The following is an 8,688-nucleotide window of genomic DNA, read 5'->3' as shown; positions in this document are numbered from 1 at the left end:
CTTCGCCGCGATCCACGGCAACGAGTGGACATCCTATTCGGTCGCCCGCCAGCTTATCGAAGCCCAGGCCAAGGCACAGCGCGCGCATCCACAGGTGCTGCCGGACCTCCTGGCCGGTGAGCCAGCGCGGGCAGTGGTCCGTGCAGAGTTGGCACTGGATGCAGGCGGTGAGCGACCGGCGGCGGTTCACCGCCAACGTGCCCCGCAGGTGCGCGACGACCGGCGAGTCGGCGGGCAGGACGGTGTAGCCCGCCGTGGTCTTGGCGACGTGGGCTTCTTTTGGCTCAATGATAGCCCCCATGGCCGGGCCGCCCTCGAGGACCACCGCGCCCGGCTCGGGTTCAGCTATTTCCAACAGGCTCGCCGCCGGGTAGCCGAGGGGGACGACGGTCACGAGGGGCCGCTCCACCGCCCCGACGACGCAGACCCACTTTTCGGTCACCGGCGTTCCGTGCGCGTGGGCCAGGTTGTAGAGCGTCTCCACGTTCTGGACCAGGGCGCCGACGTCGGTGGGCAGGCCGCCCCGCGGCACCGTCCGCCCCGTAATAATTTTGACCAGCGTCACCTCGTCGCCCACGGGGTAGGCGTCGGGGAGGGGGAAGAGCTCCATTCCGTCGCCGACCGCATCCTCGAGGGCGCGCCAGGCCCTTTCGCGCTTGGGCTTGGCCGCGACGACGAGGCGCTTCGCCCCCACGGTCTCCCCGGCGAGCTTCAATCCCTGCAATACGATTTCCGCCCCGTGCTCGACGAGCGCCGAGTCCTTGGCCATCAGGGGCTCGCACTCGGCGGCGTTGGCGATGACGATTTCAGCGGGAAGGGAGAGCTTGACGTGGGTGGGGAATCCGCCGCCCCCGGCGCCGACGATCCCGGCTTCGCGCGCCAGGTCTAAGGCTTTATGGGCGGCGGTCATGGGGGTTTACCGCCGGGTCGAGAGGGTGAGGCCCAGGTCCTTGAGCGTGTCCCGGGCGGCGGGGGTGATGATGGCTCGGGGGGTGACGGGTATCTCGGCGAGTCCGGCCCGGGCGGCGGCCCGGACGTCGTTCTCCGTGACCAGCCCCAGCGGCGCCACGCCGGGGATGCCGCCCAGGAGGCGGGGCTCCCGGCCCCCGGCGGAGATGGTCGCCACGGGGAGCGGTTTCCTCTTTTCGGCGGTGGGGATTCCCTCCCGCGCGGGCGGGGGAGCGGTGTCGGCCAGGCGGACGGCGTCGCCGGACTTCAAGAGGACCGCGTCGGCCTCGTCGGTGTCCAGGTGCAGCTCGAGGCGGAAGTCCTCCCTCACCCGGACCCGGACCTGGTCCAGGCGCGCCCCGCGCCAGCCGTCGGCGACCACGCTCACCCGCTGGCCGTCGGATACTCCCAACGCGGCGGCATCGGCGGGGGTGCAGTGCAGGTGCCGGTCGGCCAGGGCGACCTGGTCCGTCAACCGGAGCTCGCCCCGGGGGCCGATCAAAACCAGCGGACCCGCCAGTTTCACCGCCCCGCCGGGCAGCACCTCGTGGGCGACCCCCAGGCGGACGAGGTCGCTCTTCGACAGCTCGACGGCGGTTTTCTCCCGCGTCGGCCCGAGGATTCTGGCGGTCAGCGCGGCCTTCGGGCCGACCAGGTTCAACGTCTCCTCGGCGGCGAACTGGCCGGTCTGGCTCAAGTCGCGGAGTTTCGTCAGCCGGTGGCCCTTGCCGAAGAGGAGGGCCAGCTTTTCGGCGCACAGGTGCGCGTGGCGACCGCTGACCGCCACGGGGATGCGCCGCGGGTCGGCCTCCGACGGCGCGACGCGGGGCGCCGGGCCGGTGGGGTTCGGCTCGACGGGGACCGGTGGCGTTTTCTTCCCCTCGGTCGGCCCGCCGGGTGGATAGCCCCTCTCCGCGAGCTCCCGCCGTACCGCCTCGGTCACCCGCCGGACGGCGTCTGGTGAATCCTCTGCCACGGGCTACCTATTCGCCGGGGAGGAGCATCTCCACGTTCTCGTGGGGCCTGGGAATGACGTGGACGCTGACGAGCTCGCCCACTCGGGCGGCGGCGGCGGCGCCGGCGTCGGTGGCGGCCTTGACCGCGCCGACCTCGCCCCGCACCATCACCGTCACGTAGCCCCCGCCGATCTTCTCCTTGCCGATGAGCTTGACGTTGGCGGCCTTGACCATGGCGTCGGCGGCCTCGATGGCCCCGACCAGCCCCTTGGTCTCGATCATCCCCAGGGCTATCTCTTGCAGGTTCTGAGCCACTGCCTTCTCCTTGTTGGGAGGAAACGATTAATATGATTTTGTTTATACGTTATGTGTTTCAATGATGTGTGGGATTTACAAGTGTTGTGTTGAAGAGCGTTTCTTGAATATGACTTCGTTTCTCAATACGTTCGCAGGTAGGTTCAAAATTCATCACAAGAGCTTCGAGCATTGCGTTGCGGTTGTCTTCTTTTGCGCCGATGTGATAAAAATGCTCTTGAGTGACTATGTGGAATTGGGACCATAATAGCTTCAAGGAATCGTTAGAGCGATACTTATTGCTATGCCATGTAGATAAAATGAATCTTGCCCTTGTCGAAGACAGGCTTCGAAAAAGGCGCCTCTCATCTTCTTCTTTCCATGTGTTAAAGTAATCAACGTGTCTACCTAGATAAGGAGGGTCGCAGTAGATTAAATCATTCTCAGTTGCGGAGCCTATAGTTATTTCAAAATCCTGACATACAAATGACCACTCAGAGAATTTTATTAGATCATTGAATCTATCGAGTTGATTGATAATTTTGGTTATATATGCTTTTGAAAACCGCTCTGGCTTTTTACAAAAAGGCACATTGAATCCGCCCTTACTGTTAAATCGAATCATTCCATTGAAGCATGAACGTGAAAGGAAGAGGAAATCCAGAGGATCACCATTGCAGTTGAAACGTTCACGAACAAAGTAATAATGGACCCCTCCCCTCTCCTTTAGTAAATTCCCCTCATTTTCGAGGTGTGCCCGAGCTGAATAGGGAGTAACACTATGTGATTTCAAGGCAGCGTATAAATTAACAATGTGTGGGTTAAGGTCGGCAAATAACGCTCTTTTTTGTCTGGCATTAAGACCGACAACGGCAGAACCCATGAATGGCTCTATCCATAAGCCTTCTTCTTGTACTTGAGCGTTGGCCAAAATCAAAGGAACAAGCTTTGTCTTGATGCCCTGGCATTTAATTGGAGGTAAGAGTATTTTATTTACCATTTAAGTCTCCCTCGTTCTAGAGGACCGAATATACGGATTAGCAAGGTTGGGATCAATACCTTTAAACTCTAGAAATTCACGCAGCTTGGTTATCTTTTTCTGCTCTCCGGTTGGTGTTGTAATGACAATTTTACCGTAGTTCATCCAGTAATCATCGAACCATTTTTCCCCAAGATTCTTAAAAACCCCATTTCCCTGCATAATGTCTTCTATACGAAAGATACTTCCAATATTTGCTGTATTTCCGCTTCCATGTGAATCGCTCGCTATTTCCCATTTTTCGATAGTGAAAAATTGTATGTCCTTAATAACAGAAACTATAGAATGAAGCTCGTTTAAAGGGTAGATTTTTGTTTCATCTATATCAGTTGGATTTATGCGAGAATAAATAATCCCTAAACAAAAATGACTTAGATAATTATTATACGGGAACTGAATATTTTTTGGTAAATCGCGTCTGACGAAATAACTTCCATGGGAACCAAGCGTAAAGCCATTGCAGAAACCAGGCTTATCGGGTAAACGATAAGTAGTTTTTAAATCGACGGCGAACTTTATAGTATCATCATCTACTGATATAAAAGATAAATCGGGATAATAGTTTTGGTGTTTAGCTAGTACAATTTTAAAATTGTGATCCTCAGCGAACTTAAGAAGTACGGGAAATAAGTGTATCTCAAGAATTTTTGAAACGATTTTTGTATCGGCAGAAATAGTGTAGACGTTCCGAAAAGCGTCAATAAACCCTTTCACAGCCCATTGTTGGTCTGCAGTTGAAACATAACCGCTAAGTGTGGCAGCGAGTTCTTGTAGAAGTCCTTTAAAGCCCTCTTTTACCCGTTGTATACTATTATCCATTTTTACCATTTCTATTCCCCAGTCAGCATCAGGGGTGTGGTCCGGTCGCCGGGGAGGTCAATCAACCGTCAGAGTTTAACACTTTCCGCGCCGACTCGTCCCTCACGGTTCCAGGGCGCGGACGTAGGGCGCCGTCTGCGTGCCGGGCAGGTCGGTGAGTTGGTAGAGCTCCCGGGTGTCCAGGTCCAGGGCGTAGAGGTCGTAGTCGCCGTCGCGGAAGGAGGCGAAGAAGCACCAGAGTGTCCCGCCGGAATCCCGGTAAAGCTCGGGGTACTTGTCGTCGGCGGGGGACTCGGTGAGGCGCTCCGGCTCGCCCGCCGTCAGCCGAATCTCCTCCGGGTCGGCAAGGTCGCCGTGGAAGGTCACCTCGCCGCAGTAGAGGTCCCGCTGGTCGTCGTCGCCCAGGGCGTGGAAGGCCAGTTGGAAGGTGTCGCCGTCCGCCGGGGCGCGGTCGGGGCGCGGGTCGAGCAGGTCAGGGTTGAGCGCCCGGCCGGGAAAGTCGAGCAGCCGCTCCACCCGGACGATTTCGTCGCCGGGACCGATGACGGCGTAGTAGAGCTGGAAAGCCTCCCCCTGGCGGGACTGGAAGACGACGACCGTCGGGCCGTCCGCCGTGGCGCAGAGGATGGCGGGTTCGGTCTCGTCGCCGCAGCCCAGTTCCAGCCGCCGCATCCCGGCTCCCGCGTCCCACAGGGCGAGGTCGAAGCGGTCGGGCTCCGTCTCCGTGGCGAAGACCACCCGCCCGCCGGCGGAGACGCTGGGGTTCAGGTCGCGCAGCGGCCCGCCGAAGGAGACCGGCTCCTCCCCGGCTCGCTCGAAGAAGATGTCCTCGATACCGTCCGGGCCCGGCCCCTCGTGGACCAGAAGCCCGGCGGAGGCGACGCCGTCCATGCCGCGCCCCGGAATCCCCGTGGACGACATCTCGCCGGAGGGGGTCGTTATCGTGTAGAACCCCACGCCCTCTTCGGTCATGGTCTGGAAGTAAATCTCCGCCGCGTCGGGGAACTTCGCCAGGAACGGCTCCAGACCGCCGGTCACGTCGGGGTCCGCGGCGACGGCGCACATGGCGGTCAAAAGGACCAGCGCGACCGGCGCGAAAGGCTTTTCTCGCATCATATCCAATACCCCAGGTCGTCCAGGGCCCGCTTCACCGCCAGGGCTATCTCCTCGTCGGTGGGCTCGCGCTTCGACGGCCCGGGGAGCCCCTCGCGGTCGTAGGCCAGACGCTTGATGTTGATTAGGTGGCGGGCGGTGACGTTGTCTCCGGTCGCCGAGCCGCCCCAGGCCCCGGGTCCCAGGGTGAGCGACGGCTCGAGGTTCGTGGTGATGCCGACGGCGCCCAGGGCGGCGCAGGTGTTGACCAGCACCCGGCAGACCGGCTTCTCCCGCGCGAAGGCCTCGATGACCTCGGCGTTGCGGGCGTGGATGGAGATGGTGTGGCCCATCCCGCCGAATTTCAACAGTTCGATGCAGCGCTCGCACCCGGCGCGCCAACCGTCGGCGGCGTAGAACGCCAGCACGGGGCAGAGCTTCTCCGCCGAGAGGAGGAGGTCGGGGCCGACGCCTTCCAGCTCGGCCAATAAAACCACCGCCGTCTCGGGCACGGCTATGCCCGATTTTTCCGCGATCCACCGGGCGGGCATCCCCACCGCCGCGGGGTTGAATTCGCCCGCCGGGAACAAAAAGGCGGAAACCTTCGCCGTCTCTTCGGGGTCGAGGAAATGCCCGCCGCTCCTGACGCACTCCTGCCTGACCCGGTCGGCCACGGGGGCGTCGGCCACGAAGGACTGCTCGCAGGAGCAAACGACGCCGTTATCGAAGGTGGTTCCGCGGAATGTCTGCCTGACCGCATTTTCCACGTCGGCGGAGCGGTCCACGTAGACGGGGACGTTGCCGGGCCCCACGCCGTAGGCCGGCTTGCCCGAGGAGTAGGCCGCCCGCACCAGCCCCATCCCGCCGGTGGCCAGAATCACGTCGGTGAGCGCGTGGCCCATGAGCTCGCGGGTGGCCGCCATGACGCCGCCGGTGAGGCAGGAAATAGTTCCGGCCGGTCCGCCCGCGCCCTCGACCGCTCTCTGGCAAATTTGGGCCGCCCGCCGGGTGCTCTCCACCGTGCGCGGGTGCGGGCTCATCACCACGGCGCAGCCCGCCTTGAGGCTGATGAGCGCCTTGAAGACCGCGGTCGAGGTGGGGTTGGTGCAGGGGATGATGGCGGCCACGACGCCCATGGGCACGCCGTACTCCACTATCCCCCGGGCCGGGTCGCGGGAGAGGACGCCCGCGGTGCGCTGTTTCAATATACTTTCCGCCACGTCGCGGGCGGCGAAGGTGTTCTTTAAAACCTTGTCCTCGACGACGCCGAAGCCGGACTCGCGGACGGCGAGCTCGGCCAGCTCCCGGGCGGCGGCGAGAGCGGCCTCGGAGACGGCCCGCACGTAGCGGTCCAGCTCCTCCGGCGACTTCCGGCGAAGCTCATCCGCCGCTTTTCGTGCCTGCCGCAGAAGCTCGCGCGCCTCGGAAATTTTTTCCAGGTCCGGGTCCATCTAACCTCGGGGGTCCGGCCGACGGATGTCGAGCTGCTTTATTATCCGGTTCAGGTAGCTGCGCTGGATGCCGAGCGCCTCGGCGGCGCGGGTCTGGTTGCCCCCGTGGGCGTCCAGGGCCTTGGCGATGAAATACCGCTTGAAGCTCTTCTGGGCCTCGACCAGGGTGGCGTCCTCGGGGACGGTGTAGCCCCGGCCGCCGCGGACGTGGCTGGGGAGCATCTCCGGCAGCAGCACCTCGCCCTCGCCCAGCACCACCGCCCGCTCGACGGCGTTCTCCAGCTCGCGCACGTTGCCCGGCCAGCCGTAGGCGGCGATGACCTCCAGCGCCTCGGGGGAGGCCCGGAGCATGTGCTTATTCGTCTCCAGGGCGTATTTCCGCAGGAAATGGTCCACCAGCTCGGGCAGGTCCTCGCGGCGGTCGCGCAGCGGCGGCAGCTCGACGCTCACCACGTTCAGCCGGTAGTAGAGGTCCTCGCGGAAACGCCCCTCGGCGATGGCGGCCTCCAGGTCCCGGCTGGTGGCGGCGATGACCCGCACGTCCACCTTCTCGGTGTCGTTGGAGCCCAGCGGCTCGAACTCCTGTTCCTGGAGCACGCGCAGGAGCTTGGTCTGCAGGTTCAGGGGAATGTCGCCCACCTCGTCCAGGAAAATCGTGCCGCCGTGGGCCAGCTTGAACTTGCCGATCTTGACCGCCGAGGCCCCGGTGAAGGCGCCCTTGGCGTGGCCGAATAGCTCGCTCTCCAGGAGGTCGGGCGGGATGTTGGAGCAGTTGACGGTGACGAAGCGGCGGCGGTAGCGGGCTCCGGTCGAGTAGATGGCCCGGGCTATCATGCCCTTGCCCGTGCCGGTCTCGCCTCGCAAAAGCACCGTGGTCCTCGCGTCGGCCACTTTCCTCACGATGTCGAAGACTTCGGCCAGTCCGCCCCTCTCGCCGATGACGGTCTGTTCGGCGGCGGCGCGGGCGCGCAGCTCGTCCAGTTCCTCGCGCCGACGCTGGTCCTCCATCACCCGCCGCAGGGCGTAGGCGGCCTGGACGGCGATGGCCTCGAGGAAGTGCTCGTCCTCGTCGGTGAAGGGCCGGCCGCCCCCCTTGTTGAGCGTCTGAATCGCCCCGATGGCCTCCCCGTCAACCAAAAGCGGCACGCAGAGCAGGCTCTCGGTTTTGATCTCGGTTTTTGCGTCCACGCCGGGGAAGTGGCGGGGATCGTCCCCGGCCTTGGCCAGGTTGACCGGCCGGCGGTGGGTGACGACCCACCCGGCGATGGAGCCCTCGACGGGGACCTTGACCGGCAGGGCCTTGTCGGCCACGGGTCCGGTGGCGATGGCGAAGCGGAGGAAGGCGCCGCCCGAGTCCAGGAGGAGAATCGAGCTGGCGCCGGCCTCGACCACCTCCTCGGCCGAGGAGATGATCGCCTGGAGGAGCTTGTCCTCCTCGTAGGTACTGGCGATGGAGGTGGTGGCCGCGAGGAAGCGCTCGAAGCGCGGCGGGGGGACTTCTTTGGGGGCCGAGCGTTGCATGACAGCAGTATACACATTAGTATACACCCGGTCAAGCGGGCGGGGTCGTCTCGGGATTCGCCCGCCCCTCACCCCCACCCGTAGGCGAGCCTCTCCCAAATGTAGGGCGGGGATTTGCCAGGGGCATAGCTCGCTTCGCTCGGTTTTAATCCCCGCCGCTTTTTATACGGAAGCCCTCACCCCCATCCCCTCTCCCACGGGGAGAGGGGGGCCACTGGCCGCCGCATTTTCTACGCTCCAAGCCTCGACCCTCACCCCGGCCAGTAGGCGAGCCTCTCCCTAAAAGGGGGAGGGGGTCGCTCCGTCCTTACCCCGGCCCATCGGCGAGCCTCTCCTAAATGTAGGGCGGGGATTACCTTCTGTCGCAGATATTAATCCCCGCAGCGTTTTATCAATGGTGGCCCTCACCCTCAATCCCTCTCCCGGAGGGAGAGGGAAGCAATAACGACCTTCACCCCCACCCGTAGCGAGCCTCTCCTAAATGTAGGGCGGGGACTTTAGTCCCCGCCGCTTTTTATACGGAAGCCCTCACCCCCATCCCCTCTCCCACGGGGAGAGGGGGGCCACT

Annotated in this window: 8 protein-coding genes; all 8 read right to left on the bottom strand. The window is 62.8% G+C overall.

The window, feature by feature from the left end; translation table 11 throughout:
- Positions 1-910: electron transport complex protein RnfC (locus tag NTW26_04900; GenBank protein MCX7021607.1), on the bottom strand; the 910-nt coding region annotated here is incomplete at its 3' end.
- A gap of 6 nt (positions 911-916) precedes the next feature.
- Positions 917-1,924, bottom strand: a complete 1,008-nt coding sequence (locus NTW26_04895; protein ID MCX7021606.1) for a PduL/EutD family phosphate acyltransferase — start codon at positions 1,922-1,924, stop codon at positions 917-919.
- Between the two features lie 7 nt (positions 1,925-1,931).
- The gene (locus tag NTW26_04890; GenBank protein ID MCX7021605.1) at positions 1,932-2,207 is read right to left on the bottom strand and encodes a BMC domain-containing protein; all 276 of its coding nucleotides are present in this window, start codon (positions 2,205-2,207) and stop codon (positions 1,932-1,934) included.
- Between the two features lie 70 nt (positions 2,208-2,277).
- Entirely contained in the window at positions 2,278-3,198 is a 921-nt protein-coding gene (locus NTW26_04885; GenBank protein MCX7021604.1) for a Dam family site-specific DNA-(adenine-N6)-methyltransferase, read from the bottom strand.
- On the bottom strand, positions 3,199-4,056 hold the full coding sequence (locus NTW26_04880) for a restriction endonuclease (protein MCX7021603.1): 858 nt from the start codon (positions 4,054-4,056) through the stop codon (positions 3,199-3,201).
- A gap of 102 nt (positions 4,057-4,158) precedes the next feature.
- A complete protein-coding gene (locus NTW26_04875; protein ID MCX7021602.1) occupies positions 4,159-5,172 on the bottom strand; it encodes a hypothetical protein in 1,014 nt (337 codons plus the stop codon).
- Entirely contained in the window at positions 5,169-6,599 is a 1,431-nt protein-coding gene (locus NTW26_04870; GenBank protein ID MCX7021601.1) for an aldehyde dehydrogenase family protein, read from the bottom strand. Before NTW26_04870 ends, NTW26_04875 begins: the two co-directional genes overlap by 4 nt.
- The gene (locus NTW26_04865) at positions 6,600-8,120 is read right to left on the bottom strand and encodes a sigma 54-interacting transcriptional regulator (protein ID MCX7021600.1); all 1,521 of its coding nucleotides are present in this window, start codon (positions 8,118-8,120) and stop codon (positions 6,600-6,602) included.
- Positions 8,121-8,688 lie beyond the last annotated feature (568 nt).

Source organism: bacterium (genome assembly GCA_026398675.1).
Classification (GTDB): Bacteria; RBG-13-66-14; RBG-13-66-14; order RBG-13-66-14; family RBG-13-66-14; genus RBG-13-66-14.
Note: the sequence above shows the minus strand (reverse complement) of the source record. Positions and strands in the feature narration are given on the sequence as shown.